We start from the raw sequence: 19,661 nt of genomic DNA, 5'->3' as shown, positions 1-19,661 counted from the left end.
TCAGTTTGAAGGTTAGATTGAATGAGAAGTAAGTGTTTAAGCTTACTTCAGGTCTTGGATCTCAACATGATCCATATCTCCGTAATCCAGGTTCTCGCCATTCATAGCCCATATAAAGGTGTAATTACTGGTTCCCGATCCACAGTGAATAGACCATGGGGGAGAAAGTACTGCCTGATTGTTTTTCATCCAGATATGGCGGGTGTTGTCCGGTTCACCCATGAAATGACAAACAGCTTGTTCTTCCGGAACTTCAAAATAAAAGTAAGCTTCCATTCTTCGATTGTGAACATGGGCAGGCATGGTATTCCAGACGCTGCCTGTTTCGAGCTGAGTCATACCCATTTGTAGTTGACAGGTATCCACGATGCTATTCACGATGAGTTTACGAATCACGCGATGGTTTGCGGTTTCAAGGGAGCCGAGTTCTACAATCTCAGCTTCATCCTGCGATATTTTTTTGGTGGGATAGGCTTTATGTGCGGGTGCAGAGTTAAAATAAAAGAGAGGCTGCTTGCCATCTTTTTGGTGAAAACTAACTTCTTCTTCACCACGGCCTATATAAATCGCTTCTTTAAAGTCTATTTCATATTCGCTATCACCCACTTTAACGAAGCCGGGTTCACCTACATTTATAATACCAAGTTCCCTTCGCTCAAGAAAAAAATTAGCTTTCAAAGGGTCGATTGTTTCCAGCTTCAAAGGGGAGGAGTCAGGTTTAGCGCCCCCCACAATTTGACGGCCATAGAACGAATAAACAAGATTGATTTCTCCACTAACAAATAAATCTTCAATCAGAAAATCATCCCGGAGGCGTTCAGTGCCATAATTCTTAACATCTTCAGGATTTGCGGCATATCTAACGGTGTAATTCACAGACATAATTGGCTGGCTTTTTATTTAGTGTAATCGATTGCACTGAATATATAAAAAAATTCCAGATAAGCCAGAGAATACAGGAAAGCAGTTTTTGTTTATAAGCATCCTAAAAAGCAAAATTTATCCGCTGCTTACTCTTTTTAAAGCTGATATTCATCAAATGAGGAAGGTGTTTAATTTATTTTCAAAAATAACCATACTTTATGCAATCGATTGTATTACAGAGAAGATTCTTTATAAATCTAAAAATGACAAAGAGAATATGAAAATTGAGCATTTTGCCTTAAACGTTGAATCACCCGTTGAAATGAGAGAGTGGTATGTCAATCATCTTCATTTCGACATCGTTAAGCAAGAGAAGAAACCGCCGTTCACTACTTTTTTAGCAGATGAAAGCGGGCAGGTTATGCTTGAGATTTATAATAATCCGTCAGATAACGTGCCTGATTATCATGGCATGAACCCCTTGATCGTTCATTTGGCCTTCACCTCAGAGCATCCAGAAAAAGAAAAGGATCGGCTTGTGGAGGCCGGAGCTTCTGAAGTAAGCAATGAAGAGCTGGAAGATGGTTCACATCTTATCATGCTCAGAGATCCCTGGGGACTCGCTATTCAACTATGCAAACGCGGCAAGAAAATGCTTCCATAGAGAGCCTGAAGACTTAAGTTACCGGTTAAAGTATTGCTTGCTTTCTTTTACTAAATCCTGTTAATTGACAAAGCGCAACCGTTTGCGCGGCGTCAATAATTAATGTTGGAATTACAATGATGAAAACCCTCAGCCTAACCCTTATACTGTTAATAACAGCCTGTTCACCTATAATAAGCCAAAGTGTTTCCAGTGACTTAAAGTGGTCGGAAAGAATGGCATTATCTATAATGGAGCGTAATCCTGATCCTGTATATATGGATTTTCGGGATGAACCGAAGTGGGAATATACTTTTGGATTGGTATTGAAGTCGATCGAAAAGGTACACAAAGCAACTGGAGAGCAGAAATACCTCGATTACATTGATGCTTACTATGACTTCATGATTGAAGAAGATGGAACCATCAATAAATATGATGTTACCAATTTCAACATTGACCGCATTGCTCCCGGGAGAGCTCTATTCCATTTATATGATGAAACCGGGAAGGAAAAATATAAAAATGCCATTGAGCAGCTTCGTTACCATTTAAATTATCAGCCTAGAAATCATCTGGGTGGATTTTGGCATAAGCACAGGTATCCATGGCAAATGTGGCTGGATGGGGCTTATATGGGTTCTCCTTTCTATGCTGAGTATGGTCAGCGCAATGATGAATATGAGAATTTTGATGATGTAGCTCTTCAGGTAAAACTAATGTTTGAATATATGAGAGACCCTGAAACAGGCCTTCTTTACCATGGCTGGGATCAAAGTAAAACTCAAAAGTGGGCAGATCCTGAAACCGGGCTTTCACCTAATTTTTGGGGAAGGGCAATGGGTTGGTATGTAATGGCCATTGTTGATGTGTTGGATTATTTCCCGGAAGATCACCCGCAACATGATGATTTAGTACTCATCCTTGATGAGGTGGTTCAGGCGTTGGTTAATTATCAGGATGAGGAATCTGATGTCTGGTATCAGGTTGTGGATCAGGGGAAGCGTGAAGGAAATTATCTGGAAGCTTCAGCCTCAATCATGTTTACTTATGCGATCAAGAAAGGAGCTAACCAGGGATACCTTGACGAGTCTTATCACCAGGTAGCCGGGCGTGCTTTTGAGGGGATTTTAAATGAATTCATTGAAGTGGATGAAAACGGCCTGGTCAATATCAATCATGTTTGTGCAGTAGCTGGTTTAGGGGGCGATCCCTACCGTTCAGGGTCTTATGAATATTATGTTAATGAGAAAATTCAGGTTAATGATACCAAAGCTACCGGCCCGTTTATTAAACTAAGCCTGGAGATGGATAGGTAACATCTTACATCTTAAACCCAAACATTTGATATGAAGCTAGTCGAAATAAATAAACTTATGACTGTTCTGCTCATTGGAATGTTGACGGGTATAACAGTTTCGGTTTCGGCTCAGACTCTGGCATTTCCGGGAGCCGAAGGGTATGGTAAATATACTACCGGTGGCCGGGGAGGAGAGGTTATCTATGTCACCAACTTAAACGACAGCGGTCCCGGAAGTCTTCGTTCTGCTGTAGAAAAAAAAGGTCCCAGAATCATTGTTTTTTCAACTTCCGGCAACATTCATTTAAAGTCTCCGGTAATCATTGGTTCCGGAGATCTGACCATTGCAGGTCAATCTGCACCGGGGCAGGGAATCACTATTCGGGATTATCCGGTAGAGTTGGATGCAGATAATATCATTATAAGGTATATGCGGTTTCGCTTGGGAGATATTCACAAAGTACAGGGTGATGCCTTAAGCGGGTTGGGAACTGAAAATGTAATTGTAGACCACTGTTCAATGAGTTGGGGGATAGATGAAGTGTCTTCATTCTACAGAAATAACAATTTCACATTACAATGGAGTATTATTTCTGAATCCCTAAAGAATTCATTTCATGAAAAAGGGGCTCATGGTTACGGCGGAATTTGGGGAGGGAACCGGGCAACATTTCATCATAACCTTATAGCCCATCATAGCAGCCGAAATCCAAGGTTGGCTGATTCAGATCCTTATGATAGTCCTACCAACCGAAAGCTGGATTACTACAACAATGTGATATACAACTGGGAATTCAACAGTATGTATGGTGGTGAAAAGGGAGAGCAAAATATTGTTAATAATTACTACAAGGCCGGCCCGGGAACTGATGATGATGTATCAAACCGTATTGTAAATCCCTCTGAGCCGTATGGAAAGTTTTATGTGAAAGGGAATTTCGTTTATAATCATCCGGGTGTATCTGAAAAGAACTGGAATGGAGGTGTTCAAACCCGGTATCCGGAACAAACCAAAGCCCAATCATCTTTTGGCTTTAATCCGAAAAATCTGGAGACCGCTGAACAAGCTTTTTCTTCTGTTTTGGAGCATGTTGGAGCAAGCTTTTACCGGGATGAAATTGACAGCAGAATCATAGAAGAAACACGAAAAGGAACGGCAACCTTTAAAGGGTCAAAGTCTGGTTTACCGGGTATTATAGATTCACAAAAAGATGTTGGGGGCTGGCCAGAACTGAAAGCAAAAGAGGCTCCCCTTGATACCGATCTGGATGGCATGCCAGATAGCTGGGAGGTCGAAAATAATTTGAACCCTGATGACCCTTCAGACTCGAATTTATATACCCTTCACAAGGGCTATACAAATGTTGAAATGTACCTAAATGGATTGGTTGAATAGATGGTAATTACTAGAGATTAAGATTGAAAATGAAGAAAAATCCGATGTGCCGTTTACTTGTTTTTTGCCTGTCCGGAATGATAATTAGTTATTTAGGCACTGGAAAATCACATGCTCAACAGCAGGGAGTGTCTAATGTTTGGGTGGCTGATAACGGGGATGGTACTTACACCAACCCTATTCTGCATGCTGATTACTCTGATCCTGATGTGATTCGTGTGGGGGAAGATTTTTATATGACATCCTCAAGCTTTAATACGTCTCCAGGATTACCAATTCTTCACTCTAAAGATCTTGTGAACTGGAAACTGATTAATCACGCATTACCAAAAATAATACCGGAAGAGCACTTCAGAACGCCACAGCATGGCAATGGTGTATGGGCTCCCAGCTTCAGGTACCACGAAGGCAAATTTTATATTTATTGGGGTGATCCGGATTTTGGAATTTATATGGTTAAAACCGATGATCCCAGAGGGGAATGGGAAGATCCTGTTTTGGTAAAAGGCGGAAAAGGGCTGATTGACTCTTCACCGCTCTGGGATGACGATGGCAGAGCATATCTGGTTCATGCCTATGCAAGAAGCCGTTCAGGTATTAACTCGGTGTTGGTGGTGCAGGAAATGAACAAAGAAGGCACCACGGTAAAAGGTGACCCTGTACTCGTTTTTGATGGTCACGAAGGAAATCGTGTGGTAGAAGGCCCTAAATTTCTGAAAAGAGGTGATTGGTACTACATCATGGCACCTGCCGGCGGAGTAGCTAAAGGCTGGCAACTTGCCCTGAGATCTAAAAATGTATTTGGTCCTTATGAAGCTAAACGAGTTCTTCAGCAAGGCAATACCAACATAAACGGGCCTCATCAAGGGGGGCTGGTTGATCTGGAATCTGGAGAGTCTTGGTTTGTTCACTTTCAGGAAAAGCAGCCTTATGGACGGATTGTTCATCTTAACCCGGTACGCTGGGAAAATGGCTGGCCAATGATGGGCGAAGATCAGAATAATGACGGGGTAGGAGAACCCGTTAAAACCTATCAAAAACCTGATGTTTCATCTTCAAATACACCAATTGTAACTCCGGTAGAGTCGGATGAGTTTAACAGTGATGTACTAGGACTGCAATGGCAATGGCATGGCAATCCTGAATCAACCTGGGCTATGACTTCCAACTTTGGATTTCTCAGACTCTATGGTAAACCTGCTCCTGAGGGAGCCCGAAATCTATGGGATGTACCGAATCTATTGCTGCAAAAATTCCCTGCGCCAGAATTCACTGCAACTACTAAAATGGAATTTACTCCCCATATGATTGAAGAAAAGGCTGGTTTAATTGCTATGGGTGAAGATTACAGTTATGTGGCTATAAAGAGAGCAAAAGATGGATTTCAAATAATACAGGTTTTAGCTACAGGAGCCGATGCTGGTGAAAAAGAACACGTTCAGGAAACCATTAATGTTGATCAAAATGAAGTTTGGTTCAGGGCAGAGGTACAGGCAGGTGGATTGACGTCGTTCAGTTTTAGTACAGATGGCAAGAAGTTCAAAAATATAGGGGAAAAATTTCAGGCTAAAGAAGGTCGGTGGATTGGAGCTAAAATTGGAGTTTTTGCAACACAACCCCGCAATGGTGATAAGGAAGATTATCTGGAATACAGCAGTCAGCACTCAGGCTTCGCAGATGTAGATTGGTTTAGAATTACACAATTGGAGAAATAATGATGGCAAAATTATCAACAGAGAAACTATTACTAAGCAGTATTATACTCACATTAACCGTGGTGTTGAGTCTTATGGCTTTCACCCCGAATGAAAAACCAGTCGTTTATCTTGTTGGAGATTCAACGATGTCTGATAAACGTATAAGCTCCTATCCGGAGACGGGATGGGGCATGCCTTTCCAGTATTATTTCACCGATGAAATTGAAATTGAAAATCATGCCAGAAATGGGCGGAGTACCCGTACGTTTATTGAAGAAGGGAGATGGGAAACCATAAAGGAAACCCTGAAAACCGGAGACTTTGTACTCGTTCAGTTTGGGCACAATGATGAAGTTCCCACCAAATCCCGATACACCCCGCCTGAACAGTATCAGAAGTTTCTTCGCCAATACATTTCTGAAACCCGGGATAGAGGTGCGCATCCGATTCTGCTTACTCCAATAACACGTCGGCAATTTGATGAAAATGGACAGGTGAAAGAAACTCATGAGCAGTATTCAGCCCTGATGAGAGAAGTGGCTGAAACCGAGAATGTTCCTCTGATTGATATGGATCGCAAAAGTCAGGCTATGTTAACCGAAATAGGCAAAGAAAAATCTACATTGCTGTTTTTGCAATTGGAACCGGGTCAAAACCCAAACTACCCGGATGGGGTGACAGATAATACCCACTTTAGTGAAACAGGTGCCCGGATGATGGCTGAGTTGGTGATGCAGGGACTGGAAGAGTTGGACCACGAACTTGCCAATTACATCGTTGAGGGCGAAGAGTAATGAAACGATTAATCAATCTGTCGTTCATTCTATTGCTTACTATTGGCTCTGTTAATTGTACCTATAATAACAACACAAGCAAAGATTACTTTGCTCCCGTCCCAGTTCATTACTATGCCGAATTTCCGTTTGAAATGGATGAAATTCCCATTCCTGAATTTCCTGACTACTCCGTAAATATCACGGAATTTGGGGCCGTTTCGGATGGAGAAACACTAAACACAGAAGCCATTTCTAAGGCTATTGATGATGTTAGTAATAATGGCGGAGGTACGGTTGTGATTCCAAGAGGAATCTGGCTTACCGGGCCAATCATTCTGAAGAGCAATATTAACCTTCATGTTGAAAAAGGGGCTCTCGTAAAGTTCAGTGATAATTTTGATCACTACCCGCTGGTTGAAACGGTGTTTGAAGGCTTGGATACATGGAGAGCGATTTCTCCGATCTATGCCAAAGGCGTTGAAAACATCGCGATAACCGGGGAAGGTATTTTTGATGGGTCTGGCGGAGCCTGGCGCCCAGTTAAGAAATTCAAGGTTACAGAAGACCATTGGGAAGAACTGATTGAATCGGGCGGTGTTTTATCGGATGACGGTCGGGTTTGGTATCCAACTGAAGCTTCAAAAATGGGAGATCCCGGTACGTTTAATGTTCCTCCAAACAGGGAGACCAAAGAGGATTATGAAGAAGTAAGAGATTTTCTTCGGCCTGTTTTAGTAAGTATTCGGGAAAGTAAGAATATCCTTCTGGATGGTCCTACATTTCAGAATTCGCCCGCATGGAATATCAATCCACTGATGAGCGAGAATATTATTCTCAGAAATCTGACGGTACGAAATCCCGAGTATGCCCAAAATGGAGATGGTCTCGACATTTCATCCAGTAAAAATGTACTTGTTTATAATAACAGCTTCGATGTGGGCGATGATGCTATATGTATTAAGTCAGGTAAAAATGAAGACGGCCGGCAACGTGGTGTTCCAACAGAAAACGTGATTATAAGAGATAACAGCGTATATCATGCGCATGGGGGATTTGTTGTAGGCAGTGAAATGTCGGGTGATGTCAGAAACATTCATGTAGCCGACCTTACTTTTATGGGAACAGATGTAGGTATTCGTTTTAAAAGCACGCGTGGAAGAGGCGGAGTGGTAGAGAATATACAGATTGAAAATATTCACATGATAGATATGGTAACGGAACCCATTCGCTTTAACCTTTATTACGGTGGAGAAATGCCTACTCCCAACCAAAAGGCTGAAATAGTAGACAAGAAGAAGCTGCAGGAACAAATTCCTGAAGTCAATGAAGAAACGCCCCGATTCCGGGACATCAGTATTAAAAATGTATACTCTTTTAATTCAAAAACGGCTCTTTGGATTCAGGGACTTCCAGAGATGAGTGTCCGGAATGTTCGCATGGAGAATATGAAGCTGACTGCCAGCCGTGGAGGTATGATCATGGATGCTGAAGATATTTTAATGAAAAACGTAGACATAGAAGTGAATGAAGGTCCGGTTTTGTTTTTGAACAACGTGCATAGTATCTCACTGGAGGATATGAATATAGGATTTGCCGAAGACGCCGGGGCTGGAACAGGTATACGTCTGGTTGGTCCGTTTTCGGAATCTGTTAGGTTGATGGGCGTCAGATTCACTAATACCGCTGAGGAAACAAGTATAGGTCCCAATGTGGGGAAAGGCGTGTTAAAACGACAGGAGAAGTAAAATGCTGATCCGGGCAAAACTTCCAGCCAGTTTTTTAAGGGCACTAGCTCCGGTAATGTTTATACTTCTAATCCCAACGCTTTTGATGGGTTTTCAAGCCGTTGACAAATACGACTTTGTAGTGGCTAAAGATGGTTCAGGAGATTTTACTTCCGTTCAGGATGCTATTGATGCTGTTCCCGTTTTCCGGGACAATGAAACTGTTATATATATCAGGAAAGGAGTGTATAAAGAGAAGCTTACACTTCCACCCAACAAAACCAATGTTACATTTATCGGGGAAGATGTAGAAGAAACCATTCTCACCTTTGACGATTATTCCTCCAAAACCAATCAGTTTGGGGAAGAGTTGGGAACCACGGGTTCTTCCAGTTTTTTCTTATTCGGAGATGATTTTACAGCAAAGAATATCACCTTCCAAAACTCAGCCGGTCGGGTTGGTCAGGCCGTAGCCCTGCGTGTAAATGGGGATCGTGCAGTATTTATAAACTGCCGTTTTCTTGGAGATCAGGACACTCTTTACACTCACGGCAGCGAAAGCAGGCAGTATTATAAAGACAGCTATATTGAAGGAACGACAGACTTTATTTTCGGATCATCTACTGCGGTTTTCGAAAATTGTGAGATCGTTTCCAAAAAAAAGAAGGGAAGTTATATCACTGCGGCTTCCACGCCGGAAGGAAAAGCTTTTGGTTATGTATTTATCAATAGTCGCTTTACCGCAAAACCGGATGTTGCAGAGCAAACCTACTACTTGGGGCGTCCCTGGCGTCCACATGCTAAGGTAGTGTTGATCAACAGCTATCTAGATAGCCATATCAGGTCGTCGGGCTGGCACAACTGGAATGACCCAGCCAAGGAAGAAACGGTTTTTTATGCCGAGTTTGAAAATGAAGGGACGGGATTTCATCCAGAAAAAAGGGTTAAATGGTCTGCTCAGCTTACTACCGAAGAAGCTTCAGCTTATACCCTTGAAACTATTTTTAATGGTTGGAATCCTTTGGAAAGAATTGAATAGTCCTTAGAATTTCTGGAGATGCTAACGGAATAATCTTAATGACCTGTTGGAGCAGGAAAAATCAATCCGGAATAGAATATGTGTAGAATAATAAAACCTATTATCGTGCTTTTTTTAGGACTGCTGGCATCCGATGCTCTTGCTCAGGGATATGAAACTGAGCTGGTGGTAGCGAAGGATGGTAGCGGTGACTATAGCAGCATTCAGGCCGCCATTGATGACGCAAAGTCTTTTCCTTATGAGCGTATCACTATTCTTATAAAAAACGGAGTTTATAAAGAGAAAGTGAAAGTACATTCCTGGAATACAAAGCTGAGCTTAATTGGCGAGAACAAAGACTCAACCGTCATAACCTGGGATGACTATTTTGACAAGATCGATCGTGGGCGAAACAGCACCTTTCATACCTACACATTGTTGGTTGAAGCAAATGATTTTTACGCTGAGAATATAACCATTGAAAATTCGGCAGGTGATGTGGGTCAGGCTGTAGCATTGCACATAGATGCGGACCGTGTTTCCATTCAAAAATGCAGGATCTTGGGGAATCAGGATACGGTTTACCTTGCTGGGGAAGGGAAACGTCAATATTTCAACAACTGTTATATAGAAGGAACAACGGATTTTATTTTTGGAGGAGCCACCGGACTATTTGAAGATTGCCAGATCCATAGCAAGAAAGATTCATATATCACGGCAGCTTCTACTCCACAAGGACAACAATATGGCTTCGTATTTAAGAACAGCACACTTACTGCAGATGAAAGTGTTAATGAAGTTTACTTAGGACGTCCGTGGAGAAATTATGCGAAAACCGTTTTCATGAAGACGGAACTCGGAGGTCATATTATGACTGAAGGGTGGCATAACTGGAATAAGCCCGATGCGGAGTCTACTGTTTATTACGCTGAATATGAGAATTCAGGACTTGGTTTTAAACCTTCTGAAAGGGTTGAATGGAGTTATCAATTGAAAGCTGAAGAAGCTGAAAAATATGCTAAAGAAAAGATTTTGAAAGGCTGGAATCCTGCGGACGAAAACCGCTAAGAAATGAATAATGCAAACAACTTAAATCCTGAACAATGAATATTGATCAACCATTAACAGATAGGGAAGCAGTTTCAAAAATACAGGATGTTATAGAAGGAATGGATGGGTATAGCCTTTACGAAGACTCAATACATGAGCATGAAGAGGTGGTCTTATGCATTGCCAGAAAAGGACTTGAAAAACACCTTTTAGTGATATCGAAAGATGGAAGTATTCCCAATACTGAATTTACGGGTAAGGAAATAAAATCAGGTTCAGTTTCTGTTTTGGAATGTGAACTTTCCCATGAAAATGCCTCTGTTCTGCGTTCAAAGTTTGACTTTACAAATCCCGTATTGATCGGTAAAACGGATTCATATGGATTTGGAGACCGGCTTGGAAATGCAGGTCCTGCTCATTTGAGAGCCGTAAAAGAAGCCGGGTTTAAACCAGTGCTCGCTCAGCAATCCATTCGTGAGCTTGAAAGAACTAAAAGAACTGCTGAGGAAGTGATGGATGCAGCCTCGTGGTCTGTGTTTCAGGAAGGATATCACGATGGATTTGGAGCTGACGGAGATCACCTTAAAACAACGCAAGATATTGACCGGATGGTAAAAGCCGGATTCACTATGTTTACCATTGATCCCAGCGATTACGTGGTAAATGAAGTAAAGCAAATGACAGAGGAAGAGCTGCAATCGAGTTATGAGAACCTTCCCTGGGAAGAAATTGAAGACACTCCGAAAGATTTACTGGACCGATTCGAATTCTCTGACATCGAGTTAAATACGGGATATAAAATCAATCCTTCCATCCGTGATATTAAAGAAGGAATGGTAAAGTATGGGCGTGTGATTACTCATACCCGGATGATGGCAAGCTATATTTCGGCTACTTATCCGGATCATCCCTCTGAGCTCGAGCTTTCGGTTGATGAAACCAATGCGCCGACTACTCTTTTTGAGCACTACCTGGTGGCTTCAGAACTGGATCGTTTGGGAGTAGAGCTCGTTAGCCTTGCCCCCCGGTTTTGTGGAGACTTTGAAAAAGGCATCGACTTTAAAGGAGATTTGGATCAATTTCGAGATGAATATGTAGAACACCTTGCCATAGCTGAAAAATTTGGGAGCTATAAATTGAGCATCCATTCAGGCAGTGACAAATTCTCAGTGTATGAAGTTGTAGGCTCGCTAAACCTGGGCGCTGTGCATGTAAAAACAGCGGGAACAAGTTACCTGGAAGCTTTGAGAACAATTGCGGAGTGTGAACCTGACTTTTTCAGGGAAATTATGGCATTCTCGCTCAGGCGCTTTGATGAGGATAAAAAGACCTATCATATTTCAGCTGATCTCAGCAAGATTGAAGACCCGTCAAAAGCTAGGGAAGAAGAACTTCCAGAATATCTGGATGACAATAATGCTCGCCAGGTTCTGCATGTAGCTTTTGGATCTGTGCTATCTGGCGATTTACCTGAGGCTAAAGGATTTAAGAAACGACTGATGAATGCTCTTGAAAAAAATGAGGAGCTGCATTATTCAAATTTGGAAAAACATTTCCATAAACATCTCAGTCCTTTTAGCGTGAAATGATGCAGGAAGCATAAACTTTGTAATCATTAGGAAATTAAGGTTGATTATCCAATGAATATGCCTTTATTTAATCCTTAGTTTAACCGGTTAAGTACGCTTGATGATTTTTGGATGAAATGAGTACGATAGGCGGAAAATTAAGCAGCTTTTTATGGTAAACACTCGGAAAAATAAAAAACAATTTGGAAGCGCTTTGACGCACCAAATCAAAAGTTCAGTAAAAGATATTGGAGTCATGATCAGTAAACGGGAACAGACATCACCGGTAAGCAGCCTCTTTATCCATCGTTTTACTCAGATAGCCTGGGCTGGGTGCTTTTTAATAATGATAATGTCAGTGCTTTCCCCGACCAACCTGCATGCTCAGGATGAGCCTGAAGCAGATACGACCAAGATTTATCTTACAGGACCCTACAATTTTTCGGTTAATCCCTTCTTTTCCTCTTCGCTTGATTTCAGTGATTTCGCTGATTTTGGAGATATTTCACTGCAAGAAGCGTTGATTCGTATCCCTGGTGTTCAATCATCCAGAAATGGTGAAATAAATATTCGGGGAGTTGGATACCATGCATATGGAGTTTCTTATAATGGGTTAAGGCTGGCAAATACCGGGGCTGGAACACGGAATATAGATCCTTCTGACATCTCAATTGATGTTATTCAGAGCATTGAGGTAACAAAAGTTCTTGATCCTTCTATGGATGCAGATGCACTTGCGGGATTAGTGAATTTAAACACCAGGCGTGCGCTTCCTGCTGGCAAAAAGCGAACAGTAAGTGCTATGGCAGGTGGGGAAGCCAATACCAAGTATATCAGCAGAACCGGACCGGGAAGTCGGGGCTGGATTCAGTATGCAGAGAATTTTACAGATGAATTGTCTGTGTCTGTGAATGTTGGGTACCATGAGGCTATTAATACCCGGGAGGAGTTACAACTCGGTTTTGGTGCTCAGAATTTTGGGAATGGATTTGTGGATGTTTTTGAACAGGTTTCACCAGCTGTTAGAATTGATCAGGAAAACAGACTTACTGCCTCAACAGATGTTTACTTTAACCCTGATGAAGACAACTCTTACTATTTCAGAGGCTTTTTAAATAGCAACGACCGGACTTTTATTTCTCATCAGGATAGTTGGATTACAGGTGGAGATTTTATTGATCAGTCCACTACCGGGGCAGATGGAGAGCAAGGGGCTTTCAGGCATGAGGCTAGCAGAAATGAATTTAAAACTACCCAGCTTGCATTTCAGGGTGGAGCAGAACATGAATTCGATACCTTTATATTCAGTTATAATGCCGGTTGGAGTCAGGGAAGATCAGAGAATCAGGACTATGTATTTCCCTTTCAGATAGAGGGGCTTAACTATGCACTTGATTTAGGTACTAAGAATCGGCCTCAAATGACTTTCACAAATCGTGAAGTCCAAATTTTGGATGATGGAACCGTTGACCGTCAGTTTATGATAGGGCAAAACTTTGATCGTACTATTCAGGAGCATGTAAATAATCAGATATCAATTCGGACTGATGTTGAAATACCCATCTCTTCAGGAGCTTTAAAAGCAGGATTAAGTTCACGCTGGTCTCAGAAAGATGGTGATTATGACGAAAGCAGCTTTGAGTACAATCGTACCCTTCGCATGATTAGCTTTAACATGCTGCGCGAACCAAATCGTGATATTGATGTTATTGATGAGAGTTACCGGATACCCTGGTTTGTGAATACTGAAAACGCACGGATGTTTTTGGAGAGTCAGCGTCCGCTTTTTACCGGAGATGATAATCTTAATGCATATCAGTCTGAAATTCAGAATTACAGCACCGGAGAGCAGATCTATGCAGCATATGGAATGGGAGATCTGCAGTTTGGAGACCTGGGTGTAAAACTGGGAGTCAGGGTAGAATATTCCATTACTGAATTGGAGGGTAACCAGATTGATTTTGATGAAAATGGAGATCCCGGGCCGGTTCAGGAAGTCACTGAATCAGAAAGTCTGTTAAACCTGTTTCCAAACTTACAGTTGAACTATGGTTTGTCTGAATCCAGCAGTGTGAAAGCAGCTTATTCCAAAACCATCGACAGACCCGACTATTTCCCCCAAACACCATTTGAACGAATTGATAATCAGGACTCCACAATTTTCAGAGGTAATCAATTACTTGAACCCGTGATGTCGGACAACATAGACCTGATGTTTGAGCAAGAAACGGGGAACTCCGGTATTCTTTCAATAGGTGGATTTTATAAATCACTCACTAACTTCATCGAACAGCGACTTAGTACAAATTCTGATGGATACGAAGAACAAGTTTATGTAAATAGCTCCGAAACGGCCTCGCTTTATGGCGTAGAGATTGCTGTAGAGCAACGTTTACAGTTCCTTCCTGGCTTTTTCAGAAACTTAGGCGTGTATGCCAACTACACATGGTCACAATCAAGCTATCGATCAGTCGATAATAGAGACAAAATGGCCTTAACCGGTCATAGTCCTCATGTGTTAAATGGCGCATTGAACTATACTATTGAACGTTTTGATGCGCAGATATCCTATCACTGGAGTGCAGAGTCTTTATCAGGCATTGCATCTGTACAGCAACGAGCTCCCTCTTTAGGCCAAGGGGTGTTTTATTTGGATAGATATCAGGATGGATATGAAGAGTTATCAGCTGCGGCAAGTTACGAGTTGTCTGATCGGTTCAGGGTTTGGGCAAACGCAAACTATTTACTGAATTCTTCTGAGATTGAGTACATCCGTAACAGAAGTGAATATCCTGTAAGTACGTACCAACGCAGTGGACTTGATTTAAGAATAGGAGTGCGTTTTGACTTATAATTTAAACGATAGAGACACAGAAAAAAGCAGAACGAATAACATGAAAAAAAGATCTCTACATAGCATGGTTGAAATAAGGAGTAAGTCTATCATCGGTCTGCTCATGATGTTGATGTTATTGCTGGGTTCCTCACAAATGCATTCAGTGATGGGACAAACAGAAGCGGAAAACCAGCTTTTTGTGGACTCTTTGACCGCTAGTCAAATCAGTAATTTTGGAGATTTCACTATCGAAAACAGCCTGATAAGATTACCCGGAGTTCAAGTTAACCGGGACGGCCAGCTGAGTTTTCGGGGTACTGGTTACAACAATTTTTATATGATGGTTAATGGCCAGCGAATGGCAGCAACGGGTCGAAATAACAGAATTACGAACCCCGGAGCTATTTCTGCTGATGTGGTGAAAACCATTGAGTGGATCAAGGTATTGACACCCGATATGGATGCGGATGGATTTGCCGGTGCAGTTAACTTAAAAACATATCAACCAACTACCACTCAGACGTTTATTTCAGGAAGCCTTGGCGGTGGCCTGAATCCAAAATACCAACAAGAAACAGGAGCAACTGGACGAAGCTGGCTGCGATTTACAGGTCCGGTCAGCGATAATCTCAGCCTTGCTATAGATGTAAACTATCAAAGAGAGCAACGCGCATGGGAATCTTTAGGGATAGGTTATGGAGTAGTAGATTTGGGTTCTGGGCCAACTGATGTAATTGAAACTTTATCTCCGGGTTTTCAAAGTGAAGGATTTAATCGTTTTGCCAGTAATCTTCAGTTGAACTATACCCCCTCTGAAACTTCAAGCTATTACTTTCATGGAATTGTAAATATCAATCGACAGCAAAGATCTGATCATTCCTACAACTGGATAGCAAATGGCGATTGGGAAGATCAAACAACTACAGGAACGCAAGCTGATTTTGGTTATGATTTGAACTTTGAACAGCGAAACACTTCATTATTTACCTTTCAGGCCGGCGGGCAGAATAACTTCGATTCGTTTAAGTTGGATTATCAGGCAGGGCTATCTCAAAGTATTGTAGACAGGACAGAGAACTTATTTCCGTTTCTTGCTACGGGTGTTGAATACACTATTAATGATTCAAATACCAAACGTCCAACCGCTTCACCGTTAGATGCGAAACCAATTCCTGCAGATTTGGACCTGGAAGAGATGAACTACATTATAGATAATTATAGAGACCAGGAAGTAAGCGTGCGGGTTAATGCTGAATTTCCAATTAGTGTAGGAAGCCTGAAAGCAGGAGCAAGCGCTATTTTCAAAGAACAGGATGCAAACGAACTTGGAGCTTTTAGTGAGTACCACTACCAATTTCAAGGTTTACTTGATCTGGAAGGATTTGAAGAGGGAAATCTCAACAGCCTGAGTATTTTTGATGGCCGGTATAATTTAGATCGGCTTGCAGATCCTCAACAAGCACTTTCATTTTTTGAAGCCAGTATCCCAAATATGAGGCTCGACGAAAGAGCATATTATCAAGATTCCGAGATATACAATTACCTTGGTAATGAAAATATATATGGCACCTACGGTATGACCACATTGAACTTCAATCCTCTTACCGTAATTATTGGAGCTAGGGTTGAACATACCACTTCATCTTATGAAGGACGGGTGGTTGAGTATAATCGATTTAATCAGTTTGAGGATGCTTCTGATACTTCAGCAACTACAAATCAAACGTACCTGTTTCCGAATGCCCAGTTGAAATTCGAAGTTAATGAACAGGCAAATGTAAATGCCGCATATTCACGGACAATCTCTCGCCCGGAGTTTAATTTAATTGCTCCCTTTGAATTGTTAACACCTCAGGATACTTCGATTTTTGCAGGAAATCCTAATCTGGATCCCATCATATCTGACAATATTGATTTAATGCTCAACTATGAATTTGCAGGAGGAGGACTTGTTTCGATCGGTAGTTTTTATAAAATGATGACAGGATTTATAGAACCTGTTAGTACCCAAGTTCAAATCAACCAGGGAGAATACACCTATTTTGAGCCATTATTTGACGATGGAGTGACGCAAATAACCGGAACCAATCGTACCTATCAAAATTCAGAAAACACCGCAACCGTTTATGGTGCTGAAGTTACTGTACAGAAACAGTTGAGTTTCCTGCCAGGGTTTTTGGAAAATTTTGGAGCTTATGCGAACTATACCTGGTCAGAGTCTGATTTTGAAAATGCGCGGGGAGATCAAACTGATATTCCCGGACAAAGTCCACACGTGGTAAATGCCGCATTGAATTACCACAACGACAGGTTTTTTGCACAGGTTTCCTATCACTGGTCTGCGGAGCTGTTGTCAAATCTGGAAGAAAATACCCAGCCAGCGCCATCTGTAAGTGGAGGAGAAGTTTATTTTGATCGTTACCAGGATGGTTATCAGGAATTGTCGGCAACAGCAAAGTTTGATTTGTCTGATCAGGTACAGCTTTGGACAAACATATATAACCTGCTTAATGTAGAACAAGTAGAATATGCATTCAGCCGATCAAATTACCCAACCAGTATTTATCAGCGAAACGGCATTGAATTTAATGTGGGAGTTCGCGTAAGCCTTTAGTTCATATTATTTATCACTCACTCACTTTATTAATTCTATTTTTATGAAAAATCAGTTTAAAAATATTGCTCAGGATTTTACCTCAGGACTATTTTACAAGAGCATAATCATCCTTCTGTTTATGTTTTTTACCGTTGATGGTATGGGGCAACAGTTAGCGTTTCCCGGAGCCGAGGGGTTTGGAAAATATACCTCAGGCGGACGAGGTGGTGAAGTGTATACCGTAACAAATTTAGACGATTCCGGACAAGGCAGTTTGCGGTATGGTGTTGAAATGGAAGGAGCCCGAACCATTGTGTTTGCTTTATCTGGAACAATAGAGCTTGAAACAGATCTCAGAATCAGAAACGATTCCATCTCAATATTTGGACAAACTGCCCCTGGAGATGGTATTGCTATAAGCGGGCGTTCAACAGTTATTGATGCAGATAATGTTATCATTCAATACGTACGGTTTCGTCCGGGAGACATAGGTAGTGGAGATTTGGATGGACTGGATGCACTATGGGGTAGGGAGAACAAAGATGTAATTATCGATCATGTGTCTATGAGCTGGTCGGTAGATGAAGCTGGAAGCTTTTATGACAATGAAAACTTTACCCTTCAGTGGAGCATCCTTAGTGAGAGTATGTATAACTCCATTCACTCTAAAGATGAACACGGTTACGGTGGGATATGGGGAGGAGCGGGAGCTACTTTCCATCATAATTTATTAGCACATCACACCAGTCGAAATCCTCGTTTCAATGGCGCAAGATATACGACAACTCCACAAACCGAATTAGTTGATTTCCGGAATAATGTAATTTATAACTGGGGATTTAATAGCGCTTACGGTGGTGAAGACGGCAATCATAATATGGTAGCTAATTATTATAAAGCCGGTCCTGCAACTGATGACCGGGACCGTATTCTGGATGCTGACCCAAACAATGGAAGCCACTGGTACATCGCTGATAATTATGTTGATGGATACCCGGGAATAACCGCTGATAACTGGGATGGAGGTGTTCAAAACCTGTCTGAATTAGAAGAGGATCTAATAAGAGTGGATGAACCTTTTGAAGCTCCGGCTTTGGAATCTTTTGAGACAGCCGAAGAAGCTTACTTACGAGTACTTGAGTATGCCGGCGCCATATTGCCCAGAAGAGATACAATTGATGCAAGAATTGTAAATGAGGTTGAAACCGGTACTACAACTTTTGGAGGTACATACGGCTCTAATTCGGGAATTATTGATAGTCAGGAAGATGTAGGAGGATGGCCGGAGTTACTTTCAGCTCCTTATCCTCAAGATTCCGATGGGGATGGAATGCCGGATGAATGGGAAACTGATAATGAATTAGATCCTCAAGATCCCGAAGATGGCAAAACCATCGCCACAAATGGCTATACAAATCTTGAAAATTATATTCACTCTATTCAGGAACAAGGAGATTTTACACCAGCACCAGGAAACCTTGCTTTAATATCTCCTATTGGAAAATCCGGGATATCGGTTCAGCCCGAATTTAAGTGGACGCAAGCTACATTTGCTGATAGTTATGATCTACAGATAAGGGAAGGAGCAGGAGAATGGGCTGATATTGTTTATGAAACCACGGTTGAAGATACTTTATATGCTTTTCCTGCCGATTCACAGCTTGCTGGCAATGACACGTTTTTCTGGAGAGTGAGAGGTAAAAATGAAACCGGAACCGGGCAATGGACAAGTTTTGAATTCTTTGAAACAGAAGTAACCACTTCAACTGAGAGAGCAGATGGTGTTCCAGTGGAATTTTCTTTATCACAAAATTACCCAAATCCATTTAACCCAACTACAAATATAAGTTATGGATTACCTCAGGCTGCAAAAATAGAAGTCAGGGTGTATGATATGGCAGGACGTGAAGTAGCTCAAATTGTAAATGAGAATCAGTCAGCAGGATTTCATACGGTTCAGTTTGATGCGAGTTCCCTGGCATCAGGGGTTTACATTTATCGCCTTACAGCCACATCAGCTGAAAACTCTGGAAATGCCATGTTTTCGCTTACAAGAAAAATGACATTGATCAAGTAGAATGGCTCTTATTATTCATTTAATGAGTGAATTAAAGGATTATTAAAAGAATAAATTTTGATTCTTAGAACAGAATATTGTTAATTATAGTAGTTTATTTAACCGGTTAAGTTGTT

The 19,661-nt window shown here is 41.5% G+C and carries 13 protein-coding genes; 12 read left to right on the top strand and 1 reads right to left on the bottom strand.

Annotation, left to right across the window (positions count from 1 at the left end):
- Positions 1 to 42: 42 nt before the first annotated feature.
- A complete protein-coding gene (gene kduI, locus RIB15_RS15030) occupies positions 43 to 882 on the bottom strand; it encodes a 5-dehydro-4-deoxy-D-glucuronate isomerase (RefSeq protein ID WP_350202992.1) in 840 nt (279 codons plus the stop codon).
- A gap of 259 nt (positions 883 to 1,141) precedes the next feature.
- Between kduI and RIB15_RS15025 the strand changes: the two genes are divergently transcribed.
- The 12 genes from RIB15_RS15025 to RIB15_RS14970 all read left to right on the top strand — a co-directional run bounded on the left by RIB15_RS15025 (position 1,142) and on the right by RIB15_RS14970 (position 19,545).
- Complete coding sequence (locus tag RIB15_RS15025) at positions 1,142 to 1,528, top strand: VOC family protein (RefSeq protein ID WP_350202991.1); 387 nt, start codon at positions 1,142 to 1,144, stop codon at positions 1,526 to 1,528.
- A gap of 215 nt (positions 1,529 to 1,743) precedes the next feature.
- Positions 1,744 to 2,826 carry a glycoside hydrolase family 88/105 protein gene (locus RIB15_RS15020; protein WP_350202990.1) on the top strand — a complete coding sequence of 361 codons (1,083 nt, stop codon included), beginning with the start codon at positions 1,744 to 1,746 and terminating at the stop codon, positions 2,824 to 2,826.
- 30 nt (positions 2,827 to 2,856) lie between these two features.
- The gene (locus RIB15_RS15015) at positions 2,857 to 4,203 is read left to right on the top strand and encodes a pectate lyase family protein (RefSeq protein WP_350202989.1); all 1,347 of its coding nucleotides are present in this window, start codon (positions 2,857 to 2,859) and stop codon (positions 4,201 to 4,203) included.
- A gap of 77 nt (positions 4,204 to 4,280) precedes the next feature.
- Positions 4,281 to 5,918, top strand: a complete 1,638-nt coding sequence (locus tag RIB15_RS15010; protein WP_350203081.1) for a glycoside hydrolase family 43 protein — start codon at positions 4,281 to 4,283, stop codon at positions 5,916 to 5,918.
- Between the two features lie 2 nt (positions 5,919 to 5,920).
- Positions 5,921 to 6,694 carry a rhamnogalacturonan acetylesterase gene (locus tag RIB15_RS15005; protein WP_350202988.1) on the top strand — a complete coding sequence of 258 codons (774 nt, stop codon included), beginning with the start codon at positions 5,921 to 5,923 and terminating at the stop codon, positions 6,692 to 6,694.
- The gene (locus RIB15_RS15000; RefSeq protein WP_350202987.1) at positions 6,694 to 8,421 is read left to right on the top strand and encodes a glycoside hydrolase family 28 protein; all 1,728 of its coding nucleotides are present in this window, start codon (positions 6,694 to 6,696) and stop codon (positions 8,419 to 8,421) included. The genes RIB15_RS15005 and RIB15_RS15000 overlap by 1 nt, the downstream gene beginning before the upstream one ends.
- A 1-nt stretch (position 8,422) precedes the next feature.
- Entirely contained in the window at positions 8,423 to 9,439 is a 1,017-nt protein-coding gene (locus RIB15_RS14995; protein ID WP_502881376.1) for a pectinesterase family protein, read from the top strand.
- Positions 9,440 to 9,517: 78 nt separating this feature from the next.
- Complete coding sequence (locus RIB15_RS14990) at positions 9,518 to 10,486, top strand: pectinesterase family protein (RefSeq protein WP_350202986.1); 969 nt, start codon at positions 9,518 to 9,520, stop codon at positions 10,484 to 10,486.
- A gap of 35 nt (positions 10,487 to 10,521) precedes the next feature.
- Positions 10,522 to 12,057, top strand: a complete 1,536-nt coding sequence (locus tag RIB15_RS14985; RefSeq protein WP_350202985.1) for a tagaturonate epimerase family protein — start codon at positions 10,522 to 10,524, stop codon at positions 12,055 to 12,057.
- Positions 12,058 to 12,388: 331 nt separating this feature from the next.
- Positions 12,389 to 14,890: a TonB-dependent receptor gene (locus RIB15_RS14980; protein WP_350202984.1), complete on the top strand. Its 2,502-nt coding sequence runs from the start codon at positions 12,389 to 12,391 to the stop codon at positions 14,888 to 14,890.
- A gap of 40 nt (positions 14,891 to 14,930) precedes the next feature.
- The gene (locus tag RIB15_RS14975; protein ID WP_350202983.1) at positions 14,931 to 17,486 is read left to right on the top strand and encodes a TonB-dependent receptor; all 2,556 of its coding nucleotides are present in this window, start codon (positions 14,931 to 14,933) and stop codon (positions 17,484 to 17,486) included.
- Between the two features lie 43 nt (positions 17,487 to 17,529).
- Positions 17,530 to 19,545 (top strand): T9SS type A sorting domain-containing protein, encoded by a 2,016-nt coding sequence (locus tag RIB15_RS14970; RefSeq protein WP_350202982.1) that lies wholly within the window; start codon positions 17,530 to 17,532, stop codon positions 19,543 to 19,545.
- Positions 19,546 to 19,661: the final 116 nt, after the last annotated feature.

It is taken from the genome of Gracilimonas sp. (assembly GCF_040218225.1).
In the GTDB taxonomy this organism is placed as follows: Bacteria; Bacteroidota; Rhodothermia; order Balneolales; family Balneolaceae; genus Gracilimonas.
This window is presented reverse-complemented; position numbering and strand designations above follow the sequence as displayed.